We start from the raw sequence: 16,705 nt of genomic DNA, 5'->3' as shown, positions 1-16,705 counted from the left end.
ATTAAGAACTTAATTTTTGTTTTTAAAACCTTTTATTGAGTAGGTTCCAGTTAAAGTAATAAATCAGGATGCATAATGAAGGAAAAGAAAATAGATATTCCAGAACAAGTACAATCTATATTGGATATGAGCCGCAGCTTATTTGGAGAAAAGTTAATAGCGGCATATTTGCATGGTTCAATTGTCACTGGTGGATTAAAGCCTCAGAGTGATATTGACCTTCTCCTTATTATTGATTGTCCTCTGACAGACGAGAAGCGTAAAATCTTTATCGATTTCTTATTACAAGTTTCAGGTCATCATCCATTTTGCGGTCTTGGTGCACGTTGTATCGAAGTAATATTATTACAGAAATCCGAACTTGCTATGTTACATTTTCCTGCTCAGGCAGATTTTATCTATGGTGAATGGCTAAGAGAAGAATTTGAAGCAGGCACTATTCCAATGCCTGTAAGCGACCCTGAAATCACCTTACTATTAGCGCAGGCACGGCAACAATCTATCTCATTGCATGGTCCTGCTGCTATTGAGCTTTTACCCGAAATATCTTCGACTCAAATTAGACGTGCGATGTACGATATCTTACCTGTGTTGCTCCATAGTTTAGATGGTGATGAACGAAATGTATTGCTAACTCTTGCAAGGATATGGCACACCGCAGCTACTGGAACATTTGTCACCAAAGACATGGCTGCAACATGGGTTATACCAAATTTACCTGAACCGATGAAAAGTGTGTTAGTGCATGCGCGTGAGGCATATTTAGGCACTATTAAAGATGATTGGGAAAGTGAAAAATTTAATATACAAAAGACGGTTAAATATTTTAACGAACAGATTATCATACTTCTTTCAAAATGAGAGAAACTTGATATGTTATGAGAAGTTCCAATAACTTTGAGACAGTTGTAAGCTGAGTATCAATCCATGCAAACAACATCCTTTTTACCTTTTCAAAGTAAAAACCATTCCCTTAATATAACCCTTACCATTATTTCTTTTTAAATCTCTTTTTTACCTGTGATTTTCACCAAAATATTTTTATATTATTAATTTCTTTAAAATCAATTAATTAAATAAAATTATTAATAAAAAAAGAAATCAGACAAGACCAAATCCGCATTTATTGTGATTTTTCGCATCAAGTTTTTTACCCTGACGTTTCATTCAACAATCTCAAGAGGTTTCCCTATGAAACAAATTACTACAGTTCTACAAAACGTACGTACGGATTTAAATAATAATATTAATAAAAACGTACGTACGTTTACGTCAGAGGGTAAAAAAATGATCGTTTATCAACTCAGCATTCCTGAATTACATTATTTAAAAATGCCTGTTTTATTCCGCTCTCTGACATCTGACCAAAAACAAGATGTATTATCGGCATTACTCACCTTAAATACTCGTATGCAACAAGAAATACTGAATGAATGGGCAATGATCTGTCAAAGAACAGATACCATTATACGAAATCCTACAGGCTATTTACTTCGATTAATCAGCAAAGCACAACAAGGTTATTTTCGTCCTAACAGTGGTGTAAATGTATGTTACATCACTGAATCGGAACTGAGAGAGGAGCATAAACCAATGAAAACCACAGAACATCCTGTGATACCAAAAAAACTACACAACTAGAGAGCAAAAAACTGACCCAAGAGGAGCGAAAGAAAATGGCTGAGCCATGGCTAAAGATAATGAGAGGACATGTTGGTTTACCTGAACCATCAACTAAAAAATAATGTCATCACAAAGCAAGCCAAGATCAGGTTTGCTTTCCTTTTTAAGTACAACAAGAGAGGATGTTAATTATTTATATGTCCTTAATTGAACTGTAAAAACATCTGATTCATGTATAATATCCATTAACTTTTTGTATACACTTTTAGGTTTTGTAATGACAGATACTAACTTCTCTCAAATTGCATCTTTTATTTGGTCAGTAGCTGACCTGCTACGTGGTGATTTTAAACAATCTCAGTATGGTCGGGTGATCTTACCTTTTACTTTATTACGTCGTCTTGAGTGTGTACTGGAAAAAAGTAAAAACGATGTGATTGCTCAGGCTAAAATAGCTAAAGAAACAAAAACACAAGATGGCAAGTTATTGCCAGAAGATGCACAAGAAAAACTTATTTTGCGTGCGACTAATGGTCTGTCATTCTTCAATACCTCGCCCATGAATCTTAGCAATATGGGGCAAAATGATATTAAAGACAATCTGGAAAACTATATTCAATGTTTTTCTAAAGATGCCCGCGAAATCTTCGAACACTTTAAATTCAGTGAGTTTGTGGGTCAGCTTAACGATGCCAATTTATTATTTAAAGTCATCCAAAAGTTTGCTACGACTGACTTAAGCCCTGATACAGTATCAAATTATAGTATGGGATTGGTGTTTGAAGAGTTAATCCGCCGTTTTGCAGAGAGTTCAAATGAGACTGCTGGGGAACACTTTACCCCACGTGATATTGTTGATTTAGCCACTTCCTTACTGATGATGGAAGATGATGACCTCCTATCCAAAGAGGGCATTATTAAAACCATTTATGACCCGACTGCCGGAACTGGGGGGTTCTTATCTTCCACCATGGAATATGTGCTTAAACGCAATCCGAATGCTGTTATGCGAGCCTTTGGTCAGGAACTGAACCCAGAGTCTTACGCGATTTGTAAAGGCGATATGCTTATTAAAGATCAGGACGTGAGCCGGATTAAATTGGGCAATACCTTATCAAATGACCAACTGCCGATCGATAAGTTTGATTATATGCTCTCTAATCCGCCATTTGGTGTGGACTGGAAAAAAATTGAAACTGAAATTAATGATGAACATAAATTAAAAGGTTTTAATGGTCGATTTGGTGCAGGGTTACCTCGTGTCTCTGACGGTTCTTTATTGTTTTTACTGCACCTGATCAGCAAAATGAAAGATATTCACAATGTAGATGGCTCTCTTAATGGTGGTAGTCGCATTGGTATTATTCTGAATGGTTCACCACTATTTACTGGCGGTGCGGGTAGTGGTGAAAGTGAAATCAGACGCTATATTTTAGAAGCTGATTTCCTGGAAGGAATTATCGCCCTACCCACTGATATGTTCTATAACACAGGCATTGCCACTTATATCTGGATTTTATCCAATAAAAAAGCAGCTGAACGTAAAGGCAAAGTTCAACTGATTGATGCCACTAATTTATGCAGCAAAATGCGTAAATCTTTGGGATCAAAACGTAATGTAATGGGTGAAGATGATATTAGACTGATCACCCAAACCTTTGGGGCATTTAATGAGATTGCTCCTACGCTACTTGATGAATTAGGACTAGACAAGTTACCTGAACAAAAATCCAATCGTGGTCGTCAATCAACCACCAGTAAAACCGAAACGCCCAAAACCTTTGCCTGCAAAATTTTTAACAGCACAGACTTTGGCTACCGCCGCTTAACCATTGAGCGCCCATTACGTTTATCGGCACAAATAACTGATGCCGCCGCTGAATCACTGCGTTTTGCACCCAAACCACTTAATGCCCCGATGGAACGCCTGTATGAAGAGTTTGGTGCTCAATGGTCTGACCATACTTATGGCAACTTAACGGATAGCGAAGCTGAAATCAGAGCAATCATTAAAGCAGACTTCCCTGAGCTAAAAGAAAAACAAGTTAAAGACTTACTGGATAGTAAAATATGGCAGGCACAACGCACATTGCTGGAAAAAGTGCGCCAAATTCAAAGTGCATTTGCAGATAAAACTGGCGGCAAGCATACCGCCAGTGATGATTTCAATCAGTTTGAATTAACATTAAAAGCGGTGTTAAGTTCATCAAATATTAAGTTGGATAATAAAGAGAAAAAGCAATTTATTGATGCGATTACTTGCAAAAATCCTGCCGCTGAACCGGTAGTGAAAAAAGTCCTGAAACAAAAAGCACAACCTTTGTATGGTTCATTTGACTATAAAGGCAAAGTGGTTGAATTTGAACAAGACGGTGATTTACGTGATAACGAAAATGTGCCATTAAATCCAGCAGTTGCCACAAATAAACTGATTGAAGATTATTTTCTGCGTGAAGTAGCCCCGCATGTTAGTGATGCTTGGATAAATGCCGATAAGCGCGATGAAAAAGATGGTGAAATTGGTGTAGTCGGATATGAGATTCCCTTTAATCGTCATTTTTATGTTTATCAACCACCACGCCCGTTGGAAGAGATTGATGCGGATTTAGATGCCGTTAGTGCAGAAATTATGAAGTTGCTGCAAGAGGTGCATTCTTGATGGCTGGCACAAACAAAGTACAGCGGTATCACGCTTATCCTGAGTATAAGGATTCAGGTGTTGAGTGGTTAGGGGAGATTCCTAGCGGTTGGACGTTAAGCAAACTTAGATACAAGTTTACTTTTGGTAAAGGACTAACTATTACGAAAGAAAATCTTCAAGATGAGGGAGTTCCTTGTATTAGTTATGGTGAAGTACATTCAAAATATGGGTTTGAGATCGATCCTAATATCCATCTATTAAAATGTGTGAATGAACAATATTTAAAAAATAACCAAAGCTCATTGTTGCTTAAGGGGGATATTATTTTTGCAGACACATCAGAAGATATTGATGGTTCAGGGAACTTTACCCAATTGATAAGTGATGGAGCTGTGTTTGCAGGATATCATACTATTATTGCTCGTCCCCAGAATAGAAAAAACAGCCGTTTTTGGGCATATTTACTTGATTGCAAAGAATTCAGAACACAAATTAGATATGCTGTAAAAGGTGTTAAAGTATTCAGTATCACACAGGCAATTCTCAGAAATCTATCAATCTGGCTTCCATCAAAACTTGAACAAGAACATATTATTTCTTTCCTGGATCATGAAACGACAAAAATCGATACTCTAATCGAAAAACAGCAACATCTAATTGAACTTCTCAAAGAAAAACGCCAAGCTGTTATCAGCCATGCTGTGACTAAAGGGCTAAATCCTAATGTACCAATGAAAGATTCAGGTGTTGAGTGGTTGGGAGAAGTGCCAGAGCATTGGAAAGTTTTACCAACTAAGAGATTGTTTAGATTGGTAACTGAACCATCAGAAACAAATAATAACCATGAATTATTATCCGTATATACAGCTGTCGGAGTTGCACCAAGAAAAGATTTAGAACCTAAAGGCAACAAAGCATCTAGTACTGATGGGTATTGGATAGTTAAAAGAGGCGATATTATTGTTAATAAGCTTCTTGCATGGATGGGGGCTGTTGGTTACTCCAATTATGATGGTGTAACAAGCCCTGCATACGATATTCTTCGAAAAATAAATGATATAAATCCTAAATTCTATCATTACCTATTTAGGCTTGATTTTACTCAACAAGAGTTTAAACGTTGGTCAAGAGGTATAATGGAAATGAGGTTACGTCTTTATTTTGAAGAGTTAGGTCGGATAATGATGCCTATTCCACCTAAATCTGAGCAAGATATAATTGTTGAGAAAATAGAAAAGTTAGAGAATCAATATTCTCAATTAGAAAATATTGCAACTCGCCAAATTGAGTTACTCCAAGAACGCCGAACTGCCCTTATCTCCGCCGCCGTCACAGGCAAAATTGACGTCCGTCACTGGGTTGCCCCAACCGACTCTGAATCATAGGAAGCGATAATATGAGCACAGACATTAGCAAAGAATTAATTTTTCAAAATGACATTATCGCCCAGATGGTTGCTAACGGTTGGGTAATTGGTCAACCTGACAATTATGACCGTGAACGTGCACTGTATACGCCAGATGCTCTGACTTTTGTACAAACTAGTCAGCCAAAAGAGTGGCAGAAATTTGCCAATGTTTTCCCAACGGATACTGAACGTCATTTTTTAGATGCGTTGGTTGCACAGCTTAAAAAAGCCGACATCAATGCCACGGATCAACTGTCACGTACTTATGGCACGCTTGGTGTGCTGCGTCATGGGCTTAAGATTCGTAATGCCCGATTTTCACTGTGCCAGTTTAAACCTGAGCATAATCTTAACCCTGAAACCCTTGCCCGTTACCAACAAAATATCTGCCGCATTGTGCCAGAGCTGGTTTATAGCCCTTATGCCACAGCAGAACACTTTGCCGCAACAGGCAGTAAAGCGAAAAGCTGGCGCATCGATTTGGTATTGTTTGTTAATGGCTTACCTGTGGCAACGCTTGAGCTGAAATCAGAATTTAAACAAGCTGTACAAAATGCGATTAAGCAATACCAGAAAACCCGTTTACCCAAAGACCTTGTCACCAATAAACCAGAACCGCTATTAACTTTTAAGCGCGGTGCTTTAGTCCATTTTGCGGTGAGCCAATACGAAGTTTTTATGACCACTCATCTTAAGGGGGATGACACCTTCTTTTTACCGTTTAATAAAGGTACCAAAGAAGGCGGTGCCGGTAATGATATTCCTGAGCATCAAGAGTGTTATGCCACAGACTATTTATGGAATGAGGTCTTACAGCCCGATAATTTGTTGAGTATTCTGGGTAACTATATTCACTTACAAATTGAAGAAAAAGAGGACTGGAATGGGCTGAAAAGTAAAAAAGAAAGCCTGATTTTTCCACGTTATCACCAGTGGGATGTGGTGCGAAAGTTAATTGCTGCAGCTATTGATGAAGGTACTGGCAATAAATATCTCATCCAACATAGTGCTGGGTCGGGTAAATCAAACTCTATTGCCTGGACGGCCCATCAATTGTCTAAATTATATGATGAAAAAGGCGAAAAGCAGTTTCATTCAGTGATTGTGGTGACTGACCGCACTGTGCTTGATGACCAGTTACAGGATACCATTTACCAGTTTGAACATGCAGATGGTGTGGTTGGGCGCATTAATAATAAAGTTGGCGATGGTTCAAAATCAGAAAAACTTGCTGCGGCCTTGGAAGGTTCACAAGCGATTATTATTGTGACCATTCAAACTTTTCCCTTTGTATTAAAAGCAATTGAGAACAGCACCAGTCTGAAACAACGAAGATATGCAGTCATTGCCGATGAGGCACACTCTTCACAAAGTGGGTCAACGGCTCGTAAATTAAAAGAAGTGCTGATGATTGAAGAGACTGATGAAGAACTTTCATCGGAAGACATTATGGATGCAACTATGGCTGCACGTAAAGGCAACCGTAACCTTAATTATTATGCTTTTACTGCAACCCCAAAAGCCAAAACTATTGAGTTATTTGGTCGTTGTCCAAACCCTAGTGAACCGCCATCTAAAACCAATAAACCAGAAGCATTTCATGTTTACTCTATGCGTCAAGCTATTGAAGAAGGCTTTATTCTGGATGTACTGAAAAACTATATCTCTTATCAAGTCGCCTATAAGTTGGTACAAAAACTAGAGGCTGAAGATAAAGAAGTGGACAGTAAAAAAGCTAAAACCAAACTTAGCCAATGGGTACGTCTGCATGATTATAATATTTCCCAAAAAGTAAAAGTGATTGTTGAGCATTATAAAAATCATGTGATGCACTTGCTTGGTGGTCAAGCCAAAGCAATGGTAGTCACCAGTTCACGCAAAGAAGCGGTACGTTACAAGTTGGCTTTTGATCAATATATTACCCAAAATAATTATCAGCATATTAATGCGATGGTGGCGTTTTCTGGTGAGGTTGAGTTCGATGAGAATGATCCAGATAGCCTTGCTTTGCTGAATCAAAAGTTTACTGAAAATAATATGAATCCGGGCTTAAAAGGTCGGGATATGCGTAAAGCTTTTAACAGTGATGATTATCAGGTGATGTTGGTCGCAAATAAATTTCAGACAGGTTTTGACCAACCCAAATTATGTGCCATGTATGTGGATAAACCGCTGGGCGGTGTTGAATGTGTGCAAACGCTGTCGCGTTTAAATCGTATTTATCCCGGCAAAGCACAATCGGGCACATTTGTACTGGATTTTTATAACCCACCGGAAGAGATTCTGGTTGCATTCCAGCCTTATTATCAAACAGCTGAGCTACTGGATGTGACTGATCCAAATTTGGTGTTTGATCTGTTTGAAAAACTTCGTTCGGGCGGTATTTTTATGTGGACGGAAGTCGAACAGTTTTGTACGGCCTTTTTCACTAAAAAACAATCAAATGCGGCTATTAGCAATATTTGCAGACCTGCTGTAGAACGTTGGAAGCTACGTTACACGTCAGCAGTTGAGGCTTATACACAAGCAAAAGCAATATTTGAGCGTACTAAAAAAACACATGATGCGGTATTGGTTGCCAATGCAGAAAATTCATTTAAAGAGTGTAAACAAGAAAAAGATCGTTTGGAAATCTTCAAAAAAGATTTAGGCAGCTTTGTGCGTTTTTATGAATTTATGTCACAACTGGTTGATTATGAAGATAAAGAGCTGGAAAAACTGAGCTTGTATGCCCGCCATCTACGTCCATTATTGCATGAACAGAATCTGCAAGAAGATGATATTGATTTAGATAATGTGGTGATGAGTCATTATCGTTTGTCGAAAATACGTGAACAAGACCTTAAGCTCCAAGAAGATTCGGCAGATTATCAGTTAGAGCCAAGTAATGACGTAGGTACGGCAAAACCTAAAGATAAAAAAGAAGATTATCTGTCCAAAATTTTAGAGCGTTTAAATGAGCTGTTTATTACGGATAATTTGACTGACAAGGATATGATTAATTATGCGTTTGCAGTTCGTGACAAGCTATCTGAAAATCAAACGGTCATGACTCAAATTATCAATAATACTCGAGAACAAGCCATGCTGGGTGATTTCCCCAAAGCAATTGATGATGCGGTAATGGATAGTAACGAGGCACAGCATGAAATGATGATGCAATACTTATCTAATCCTGAAATTGCCAAAGGGTTTGCCCGTGTGGTGTTTGATATGCTCAAAGGTGCTTAGTTTTTTAATATTTATAAATAATGACGTAATGCAGGACTGAAGATGGAAAATGGCAAAACAATTCGTATTTATTTAACAGATGGCTCCGTTGCTGGAATTCGTCATGCTGAGATTATTAATTGGACGGGTCAGGCAATATCCTGCCCACGCAATCATCTTAGTACCTTAGCCGATTGGGTGGAAAGTACCAGACCGGGTGTTTATTTTTTGTTTGGTATTAATGAGGAAAATGGGCTTCCAACCGTTTATATTGGCGAGACTGAAAATGTCTATGAACGACTAAAGCAACACATCAAAAATGAAGAGTATTTCTGGCAAGAAGTGATTTTTTTCACCAATAAAGATGAAAATCTCACCAAAGCACATATTAAGTATCTTGAATCTCGTTTAGTCGATATGGCGAAAATAGCTGGGCGTTATATAGTCATTAATGCTAATACACCAACTTGCTCCACTCTTCCGCGGAGTGATATCGCCGCGATGGAAGCATTTATTCGCAACCAATTAGTTCTTTTGGGTGCAATGGGACATCGCTTCTTAGAGCCACTGACTGATATTGCAGTGAAGCCTGAAACTATAAAAAATACGACAAAAAATAATCAGGATAATGACTTATTTTATATTCACACCAAAAATGCAAAGGCATTTGCTACCGCTCAACGTACAGATGAGGGTATGGTTATTTTGGCAAATTCTAAAGCACTGCTTGTTGACGGTTCTTCACTTTCCAATAAAAATAAAGAGATAAGAGATAATTTGATTGAACAAGGGCAGCTTCACCTAAATAGTGATTATTATGTGTTTACTAAAGATGTGCTATCAGCCAGTCCTAGCCAAGCTGCTGCTGTTGTTCTTGGATATTCAGTCAATGGTCGTGAAATTTGGGTTAACCAGAACAATCAATCATTAAAGACATTAGAAGAAGAAAGCATTAAAAACGGTTTAGCTTAGATATAAAATTAATTTTTTATGAACGTATAATAAATATTGGTTGTATATCCATTACTTATGAATATACAACCAATATTTATACATTTACAATCTATAAACATTTTTTATATATCTTCCTCTGCCATCCCCATGCCCCAAATCCATCGATACTCTTGCTTGAGCTTCTTTCTCACTTAATCCTTGTTCTAAATAATGTGCCATTACTTCCTGCGCCCAAGCATAACGCAAACTGTGTGGAGCATACTTTCCAGATAAACCCAGTAACCTAGTTTGATTGCGCCAATAAGTCATGGCTGTTTTAAGATTCGGTTTATTGATAAGTTTACCATTCTGCTCTTTAGCAATATCTAAGGCTAAATTAACTGTTTGCAGCAGTTCCTCATGATTCAATACAACAGAATCTCTGGCTCGACCACCTTTAGTACCAAACACCACATTCACATGAGCTTTACCTTGTTCCAGTGCTTTTTTCCATGTTTTTAATGAATGAATACTTTGTACGGCTTCTTCTGAACGTAAGCCTAATTGTCTGGCAAGTTGAATGGTGACAGCTAAACCTCTATCTTTCATCATGGCTTGTGCCATAATCTGTTGAAACAATTCATTAGGTATCGCTTCTTTTGTGCCAGCACGACTGGCATTGCCAATGCCTAAGTTTTGGTTGTTGAGTCGTTCTAAATCAGCTAGCTTTTCTCGTCCTGCTTGTCTCAATATCGCTCGAATAGCAGCCATTTCATTTTGTAGGGTTCGTTTGCTTATACCATGTGCTAATCGGTCAGTAATATAACCCTCAATATGTTTACTCTTTAAATGTTCAATACTCTTAATCTGGATATTCATTTGTTGCAGATAATCACAAAAATACTGTGTAATCCGAATACGGTCATGAACCGTTTTATGACTACCACTGGCTTGTTTGGCTAGTTGAAACATCGTCGGTTTTAACTTCATTTTTCTTATTCCTATTTTTCTTTTTTGTGACACAAAAAACTCTGGTGCGTGTTAATTGGAAAGTATTAACTGCTTACTTTCCCTGAACGATACCTGTGCACCAAAGCGAATCAGTGTTGAGGTATATGGGGTACGGTGATGTACTCAGTACAGCCGCCTGTTTACACAGGTAAAGCCCCACAGGTTATAAAACCTGTCATTGGTATCGTTAGTCCTCCTTAAAATGATAAAAATCAGTGAAAAATGATGTGTCACACGCTAATAATGAGTGGAAACACTAGTGAAATAAGCCTTAGCAAGGTGTTGAAGTACGGCGTCACTTTTTCGCTTTACGCTTTTAAAGTGACGCCTTAGTGCCTGTGAACACGTAAAAATGGTGCACCACATGGATGTGATGTTTGATTGTTTCAGCCAAAAAAGGCATAGGAGTAGCTTGGCGCAATTGTGCCAATAGGAAAATTAAGCTGATTGGGTACAGCTAAAGATGAAAGAACTATGCTCTGGCACAGTAAGGTTAAAACCTGATGGTATCAATATATAAAAATATAAGAAAAAATTGGCACTCTACCCGTAAGTAAAACGGGGCTGATAGGTGTCGAGTGTTCGCTATCATGGCTGTGTTCCATTCAAACCTAGGTTTGAAACAGGCACTTAAAGGAACTGTACCTCTGGGCTTGCACTCAACGAGTGCTATAAGTAAGGTAAGTATAATCAAGAAATATCAATGTTTACAAGCTATTTTTATGAGGGTCTATAAGGTATAGACGTCTATACATGGATAGAGTATTTAGTACACAACAATTATTTTTTCTGACGCGCTTTTGCTTGTCGTCTACGTTTAAATTTGCATTAAAAAATACAAATTTAAACGTAGATTAATGGGGTGCCTTATCGCTAAGTTATCAATTAATGGGAGAAGAAACCATGATGATTTCTTTTTTCCCAATTTCGACTTGATAACAAGAACGCAAAATTTTTATTTTTTCTTTCAATAACGTAAAGAGTACTTCTTTTGAGCGTTGATGATCTGATTCAGCAATTGCATCAACCAAAGCATAACATTGTTCAATAAGTTCTTCCGTGTCAGGATATTCGAGACAACCTTGGGGAATTTGTATTGACATACTTTATCCTTAAATCAATTTTTATTTAGGGAGATCATTATTTTCTTAAGTATTATCAATAACTAAATATAAAATATGAAATCGTTTTAAGCGATCAATTATCTCTATATTGATCGTTAATGTTGATCATTTTTTGCTATTTAAAGCACATCTTTTTTAATAATTAAATTATTTTCATCAACCAAAATTAGACAGCCAATACCCGTTCTTGACGCATTAATGACAGGTTTTACAAAACTATATCTCTTTTGATTAACACTAAAGGGCATGACTGAAGGCTTAATTTTTACATCTAAACGTATTAATTCTTGTTCAAAATCTGAAAAATTCATTGATATGTGTGCTGCATTACAAATTGTTTCAATCTCTTTCCGAGCATGAGTTAGACGTTTATCGTCTGTAAAAACATAATAAAAAGAAGTACTAATGGCAAACACTAGGAGTAAAAGGACAAACCCCCAAAATAATAGTGAAAACTTATAAAATATATTTAACATTAATTACTTTCTTTATTTGTATTTAATACATTCACCCGGTATCGTTTTAATAATTGCATATTTTTCACCTCGTGTAGTTGGTAGTCCATCAAACCAGCCTTTTGTTCCCCATTTTGCTTGTTCTATATCTGCTGCTGAGGCATCATTAAATGAACCTACTTTTTTCATTCCATAATACCCCCATGCGCTAACAGCACCAGTTAAAGAGTAAGTATATCTGACGATACCAGCAGTGGGATCTGATTGTATTGCCCTTGCAAATATATAATGTTCCGCTTGTGTTTTGGCAGGTGTCAATTGTTGCATTTTGTTATAGTAATGATCGTGATGAGCCTGTTGCCAAGATGTTGAATTACCAACCCATTCTTGTATCCAAAATTCAGGTGTATCATATTTGTAGGGGTTTTTAGCATTGCAGTTACCAGTATATCTAGTTGAAATAGAACTCAGAGTATCTACTTTCAATGCAAGCATATTTTGAACTGAAACTTGTTTATTAAACAATGATTCTTTATCTAAGTTAGATATTTTTTCATCTTGCTGTTGCTGTTTTACCAATAATGATTGATTAATTTCATCCTGCTTTAGTTGTTCTCTTATTCGTTCGTTTATTCTGTCGATTTGTTCATTGACTTGCGTTTGTTGGCTCATAATATTTCGAGCAATTTTATCGTTAAGCTGTTTTTCCTGATTATTATAAAGCTCAGGATCGTAAGTATATTCTTTGTTTGGTTTAACATTAGGAATAACATGTTGATGTTCATCTTTAAGTTTAATATCTTTGACTTGACCTGATTGATATAAGTGCCCTAAAGCTTGATTTGGATTCTCAGAATCAAGTTTATGCGCTATTTTTATTGCAGAGTCACCTTGTTGGGCAATGACGGAACGTTGAGTTTTTTCTTGTTCAACCTCCAATATCGTATCAGGTGCTATTGATTTAATGTCAGGTTTGATTTGGTCATCTGATTGCACTGAATTTTGTTCTAGTTGCTGCTGGTTGGCTAATAACGCTTGTTGTTCGAGTTGGTGTTCTCTTAGTGTTTTTTGGATATTAATGTGAGCAGGGGGGCGGTTTTTGTCAAAATATGCAATCAAATGACTATCTTTGTCTTTATCTTTATAAGGGGCAATATAAATCACTTCATAACCGTGACCTTTAGCGGCTACTTTTTTAGATAATGCTTTAGTTAAGACTTTTTGTTCTTCTTCAGTGAACTCTTTGAGAGGATTTTTCTGTTTTTTGAGTTGTTCCTGAACGTTTTCTTCAGCTTCAGGTAGCTTTTGTTGAACCAGTCGTTCAAACTCTAACTGACGTTCATTTTCTTGCAATAAACGTTGGAGTTGTTGATGTTCTAAGTCTATTTCTAGTTGTGGTCGTTCCATATCAGTATTCTATCGTGATTATTTTTTTGAATTAACATTCATGCCAAATAATATAAAAATTATTCAACATGAATGTCTTTATGTAACAGTATTAATACAAGCAAATTTATTTTGTGAGATTGTGAGAAAGGGATTATTAGGTTTAAGTATTTTCTTGTTTTACTGTGATATTTGTCCTTTCCTGAATATTTTAAGAAAATTTCATTAGCAAATTTAATTGCATACGTAATACTACGTTTAACGTAGTAGATTTAGAAAGAATGAATTACGATTATCGTAGCTTATCAATATATTCTGTTAAGATTAAGCGACATAATGAAGAACGTACATGACTCTAATTTTAGTCCTTGCATTGAAGTTTTTAGCAAGCGACTAAAGCACATCAGAGCAAGTCATGGCATCTCACAAAAAAAACTTGGTATATTGGCTGGTATTGATGAGTTCGTAGCAAGTACACGAATAAACCGATATGAAACTGGTAAACATGAAGCAGACATGGAAACGGTAGCAAGGATCGCTCATGCTCTTAATATACCAAGAGCTTATTTCTATGCCGATGACGACAATTTAGCTGAGTTGATTTTACAATTTTATAAAAATGAGAATCTATAAATACTTTTTTATCGCATGGGTTAATTGAGTAGTGCCTCATCAAATCATCATAATGTTCAGCATTTTTAGGAACTTCTTGTAATATGAATTTGGGTGTTTTTAAATTTTTTAGCAGTTGATGTTGATAAGATACTGGTATTGATGCCACGAATTAATGCTTTTATGTCCTGCATCATAAACATGATGTTCTCTGCAAGTATTTCATCATCTGATGGGGTTATTTTGAGTATGATAGAAAGGGCTTCTAAACCCGCTTCTAAGTTTTCTTTAGTTCTTTTAGCGGTTAGATTAAGTTGAAATGCTTCTTCATTATCTGTGATTGTTGAAAATCGTGCAATTAAGCAACTTGGGCTATCTAATCTGGATGTCAGTCCGTTATCCAATATATCTCCTCCTATAGAGCCATCTTTGAGGTGGCAACGACAAACAGGGGTGAGAAACAGACATACGAACTGTTCAGCCTTACGGCTGCCCTGTTTGCGTCACCATTGAAAAGGCGAACGACTACAGGCACAACAATTTGATGACTGTTGTGTTCGTATGTCAGGGTTCTCACACCCTATTTGATTATTTAACCAAACGGTGTCAATTATTACAGCTTTTATGCTCTTTGTGTGAAAAATAATAGATTGAGGTTTATAAAAATACCTATTACAGAGAAATTATTTCCAATCAGAATAATTTAATTAATTTTAAAATCAATATATTAGTAATTATTAACGATAGTATTCTTGTCCATTTATCGTACATGCGATGTTGTTCAAATGTACACAGACAAGCACAGTGGAATAAAGAGTGAAATTATATGTTCAACACTATAAGCCAAAGGGATATTAAGGTTTAAATAATTGTATCGTTTTAGAAAAAGATGGCATCTATAGCTAGGCAAGCAGGAGATTTTTATACAGGGCAACACTCAAAATTTTCATAATTTAAGAATATATTTGAAATGTTGTTAGTGTAGAAGTAGAAACAGTTATCCATACAATCGAAATTGAAGGAGAACTGTAAAGTTTGACTGTTAATGCTTACCAATAGTAATCGACTGAATACACAGCCATTACCCCTCCCACAAATACCCCAATCGGCACGCAAATGGGAGATGCAGGCCCACATGCTAAACCTGCTACTGCCCCACCAGCTATACTCCCCAAAATCCCACCAGTGAACATTGCCCCTTCTTTCATTGCAGTATCGACCTGATTATCTGCCATACCTATATTATAAAGAGATATTGCGAGTGAAAAGATGATGATTCCGCGACAAAATTTACTGACACTATTAAGTGTTGTACTGACCATAATATTATTTCTGCCGGCAGATGCCACGATTGCCCCATAAACTGTATTTCGTTGTAAGGGTGACAAAGCGTTAAACTGCATACCATAATAGCTATTGGCATTTACATCCAACAGCATTGAGAATGATCTGCCTTTCGGTTTCATCCATTCTGCAATTGAGCGACCAAGAGGAGAAGATTTCCCTCTAAGCAGTTCCATAACCACATTACGCGTTTCACTTGCTTGCCTTGCAGCTTGACTCCATGTCATTCTACCAGAATGCGCCTCTAACCTTAATTGTTGACTCATTCTCTCTAATTCAAAGTTATAGTTTATGCGTATATTATTATCATGAATACTTTGTACAGCTATGCCGTTAATTGTATAACGTATAGATGAGATAATGGATTCAAACTCTTGCTTTGCTGCTACTTCCTGTGGGCTAAGTATTTCTTGTCGTTCTGCTACATTATTGAGAACTGTATCCAAGATGATTCCTTTCGTAAAATAATAAGTTGGGAAAATAAATAGGGCTTATCCTTTACTTCGCTTAATATTAAAGTATCGAGATAATGCAAAAGGGCGTTTTACAGATTGAAATGGTAATACTGTGGATAGATGTAAGATTGCTGTTTTAGGGGTTTTATATAAAGTTAAAGTCCAGACACCTTCTACCATAAATTCAAAAGATACAGTGTTGTCAGAGATAATGTTTAAATTTTCAAAATATCCAGGACTATACATTCGATAAATATCAGCTTCATCTACAATTTTATTTTGTTGTGTATCCAATAAATAAATGAATAATGTTTCTTCAAATTGGCAATTATCAGTGATAAACAATAAAATATAACGCTCATCAAATGAAAGTGCAGCATGTAAGAGTTCGCCAGCAACACGAATCATACTATCACGACCATCTATTTCAATTCTTGTGTGATTCAGCGTTATATTTGAGAGTTTCTTAATCATAAACCACCTGCATTTTTATCTATTATACA

14 protein-coding genes are annotated in these 16,705 nt (G+C 36.6%); 7 read left to right on the top strand and 7 right to left on the bottom strand.

All coding sequences use genetic code 11. From position 1 onward, the window contains the following. Window positions 1-75: 75 nt before the first annotated feature. The 6 genes from IPMB12_RS11065 (at window position 76) to IPMB12_RS11040 (ending at window position 9,854) form a co-directional block, all read left to right on the top strand. The gene (locus IPMB12_RS11065; protein ID WP_166917476.1) at window positions 76-861 is read left to right on the top strand and encodes an aminoglycoside adenylyltransferase family protein; all 786 of its coding nucleotides are present in this window, start codon (window positions 76-78) and stop codon (window positions 859-861) included. A gap of 330 nt (window positions 862-1,191) precedes the next feature. After that, entirely contained in the window at window positions 1,192-1,641 is a 450-nt protein-coding gene (locus IPMB12_RS11060) for a hypothetical protein (protein ID WP_166917475.1), read from the top strand. Window positions 1,642-1,900: 259 nt separating this feature from the next. Continuing rightward, complete coding sequence (locus IPMB12_RS11055; RefSeq protein ID WP_166917474.1) at window positions 1,901-4,282, top strand: type I restriction-modification system subunit M; 2,382 nt, start codon at window positions 1,901-1,903, stop codon at window positions 4,280-4,282. Further along, window positions 4,282-5,649 (top strand): restriction endonuclease subunit S, encoded by a 1,368-nt coding sequence (locus tag IPMB12_RS11050; RefSeq protein WP_166917473.1) that lies wholly within the window; start codon window positions 4,282-4,284, stop codon window positions 5,647-5,649. Before IPMB12_RS11055 ends, IPMB12_RS11050 begins: the two co-directional genes overlap by 1 nt. Window positions 5,650-5,660: 11 nt before the next feature. Then, window positions 5,661-8,903 (top strand): type I restriction endonuclease subunit R, encoded by a 3,243-nt coding sequence (locus IPMB12_RS11045; RefSeq protein WP_166917472.1) that lies wholly within the window; start codon window positions 5,661-5,663, stop codon window positions 8,901-8,903. Between the two features lie 42 nt (window positions 8,904-8,945). After that, window positions 8,946-9,854, top strand: coding sequence for a GIY-YIG nuclease family protein (locus IPMB12_RS11040; RefSeq protein ID WP_166917471.1), 909 nt, complete (start codon window positions 8,946-8,948; stop codon window positions 9,852-9,854). Between the two features lie 84 nt (window positions 9,855-9,938). Here the strand turns inward: IPMB12_RS11040 and IPMB12_RS11035 are convergent, their stop codons facing one another. The 4 genes from IPMB12_RS11035 to IPMB12_RS11020 form a co-directional block, all read right to left on the bottom strand. Continuing rightward, window positions 9,939-10,805, bottom strand: coding sequence for an integrase domain-containing protein (locus IPMB12_RS11035; protein WP_166917470.1), 867 nt, complete (start codon window positions 10,803-10,805; stop codon window positions 9,939-9,941). 902 nt (window positions 10,806-11,707) lie between these two features. After that, window positions 11,708-11,929, bottom strand: a complete 222-nt coding sequence (locus IPMB12_RS11030; RefSeq protein WP_166917469.1) for a hypothetical protein — start codon at window positions 11,927-11,929, stop codon at window positions 11,708-11,710. Window positions 11,930-12,069: 140 nt separating this feature from the next. After that, complete coding sequence (locus tag IPMB12_RS11025; protein ID WP_166917468.1) at window positions 12,070-12,426, bottom strand: hypothetical protein; 357 nt, start codon at window positions 12,424-12,426, stop codon at window positions 12,070-12,072. Between the two features lie 12 nt (window positions 12,427-12,438). Then, window positions 12,439-13,812: a hypothetical protein gene (locus IPMB12_RS11020; RefSeq protein WP_166917467.1), complete on the bottom strand. Its 1,374-nt coding sequence runs from the start codon at window positions 13,810-13,812 to the stop codon at window positions 12,439-12,441. A gap of 315 nt (window positions 13,813-14,127) precedes the next feature. On the opposite strand from IPMB12_RS11020, the gene IPMB12_RS11015 reads away from it, so the two are divergent. Beyond that, window positions 14,128-14,424, top strand: coding sequence for a helix-turn-helix domain-containing protein (locus IPMB12_RS11015; protein ID WP_166917466.1), 297 nt, complete (start codon window positions 14,128-14,130; stop codon window positions 14,422-14,424). A gap of 65 nt (window positions 14,425-14,489) precedes the next feature. On the opposite strand, the gene IPMB12_RS11010 is transcribed toward IPMB12_RS11015, so the two are convergent. From IPMB12_RS11010 to IPMB12_RS11000, 3 genes are all read right to left on the bottom strand, one after another. Beyond that, entirely contained in the window at window positions 14,490-14,807 is a 318-nt protein-coding gene (locus tag IPMB12_RS11010; RefSeq protein WP_166917465.1) for a hypothetical protein, read from the bottom strand. Window positions 14,808-15,452: 645 nt separating this feature from the next. Further along, window positions 15,453-16,193 carry a hypothetical protein gene (locus IPMB12_RS11005; protein WP_166917464.1) on the bottom strand — a complete coding sequence of 247 codons (741 nt, stop codon included), beginning with the start codon at window positions 16,191-16,193 and terminating at the stop codon, window positions 15,453-15,455. 45 nt (window positions 16,194-16,238) lie between these two features. Next, window positions 16,239-16,676, bottom strand: coding sequence for a hypothetical protein (locus IPMB12_RS11000; protein WP_166917463.1), 438 nt, complete (start codon window positions 16,674-16,676; stop codon window positions 16,239-16,241). Window positions 16,677-16,705: the final 29 nt, after the last annotated feature.

Origin of the sequence: Zophobihabitans entericus, assembly GCF_011745665.1 — a bacterium.
GTDB classification, from domain to species: domain Bacteria; phylum Pseudomonadota; class Gammaproteobacteria; order Enterobacterales; family Orbaceae; genus Zophobihabitans; species Zophobihabitans entericus.
This window is presented reverse-complemented; position numbering and strand designations above follow the sequence as displayed.